The organism is Micromonospora sp. NPDC005305 (assembly GCF_040607315.1).
In the GTDB taxonomy this organism is placed as follows: Bacteria; Actinomycetota; Actinomycetes; order Mycobacteriales; family Micromonosporaceae; genus Micromonospora.
In genome coordinates this window covers 1-1,264 of record NZ_JBEXGL010000057.1, presented here as the reverse complement: position 1 = coordinate 1,264, position 1,264 = coordinate 1, and the positions used below count along the sequence as shown (strand labels likewise).

Below are 1,264 nucleotides of genomic sequence, written 5' to 3'. Positions count from 1 at the left end.
TGTCAATCCCCTGGATTCGTGGAGGGCTCCGTTATGCGGCCTGGGCCTCCAGGCGGGTCTCTGATCGTTCGTAGTCCATGGGTGAGCGCCAATCGCAGGCGGAGTGCCGGCGGCGCCGGTTGTAGAAGTCGGTGATCCAGGTCGCGATCTTCAGGCGGGCCTCGGTGCGGGTGCGGAAGTGGCGGCGGTGCACGTACTCGACCTTGATGGTGGAGAAGGTGGCCTCGGCGACGGCGTTGTCGAAGCACGACCCGACCCGGCCCATCGACTGGCGTACCTTCCAACGGGCGCAGGCCCGGGCGAAGTCCGCTGAGGTGTACTCGGCGCCCCTGTCGCTGTGGAAGATCACCCCTTCGACGCTGCCGCCGCGGGTGACGGCGGCCATGTTCAGCGCTGCGACGACCAGCCCGGCGTCGTGGTGGGCGCCCATCGCGTAGCCGAGAATGCGACGCGAGTACAGGTCGATGACGGTGGCCAGATAGAGCTTGCCCTCGTCGGTGCGGATCTCGGTCATGTCGCCGCACCAGGCGACATCCGGCGCCGGCGCGGTGAACACCCGCTTGACCAGGTCCGGTGCGGCCGGACGTTTGCCCTGGCGGGTCAGGTTCCGCCGGCGACGCTTGATACGGGCCGCCAGGCCGAACTCGGCCATGAGCTGCGCGATCGTGTTGTCGGACACCTGCCAGCCCTGCTCGCGCAGCTCGATACCGATGCGCGGGCTGCCGTAGGTGCCGCCCGAGTCGTCGAAGACCTTCCTGAGCGCAGCTGCCAGCCGGGCACGCCGATCCCGGCGGGGCGTGGGTGGCCGGTCGCGCCATTTGTAGAACCACGACTCGGACACCCCCAACGCCCGGCAGGCCAGCGCGTGCGGCACATCATGCTCGGTCCTCTGGGAAGCGATGAACCGGGCCACGCTCACCGGCCCGTCGCTTCCTTGACCCACAGGACCACGGATCGCTTGAGGACATCACGCTCCATCGCCAGCTCAGCGTTCTCCCGCCGCAGCCGGGCCAGCTCCGCCCGCTCGTCCTCCGACAACTGCCCGGCAGCGGCCTCACCGCGAGTCTCGCGGTCCTTCTTCACCCAGTTGGCAAGGGTCCCGTCGTTGATCCCCAGGTCACGCGCAACCTGGGCGATCGACTTGCCCGTCTCGCGCACGATGCGCACCGCGCCCGCCCGGAACTCCGGATCGAACTGGCGTCTCGTCTCAGCCATGAACCTTTATCCCTCAAGCTCTGGCCTCCACGCTACGAGGGGAATGGCA

General features: G+C 68.4%; 2 protein-coding genes. Both read right to left on the bottom strand.

Going from position 1 to position 1,264, the window contains the following annotated elements; genetic code table 11:
* Positions 1-31 precede the first annotated feature (31 nt).
* Positions 32-919, bottom strand: a complete 888-nt coding sequence (locus tag ABZS80_RS33260) for an IS3 family transposase (RefSeq protein ID WP_355062174.1) — start codon at positions 917-919, stop codon at positions 32-34.
* Positions 916-1,215, bottom strand: a complete 300-nt coding sequence (locus tag ABZS80_RS33255) for a transposase (protein ID WP_130334535.1) — start codon at positions 1,213-1,215, stop codon at positions 916-918. The genes ABZS80_RS33260 and ABZS80_RS33255 overlap by 4 nt, the downstream gene beginning before the upstream one ends.
* Positions 1,216-1,264: the final 49 nt, after the last annotated feature.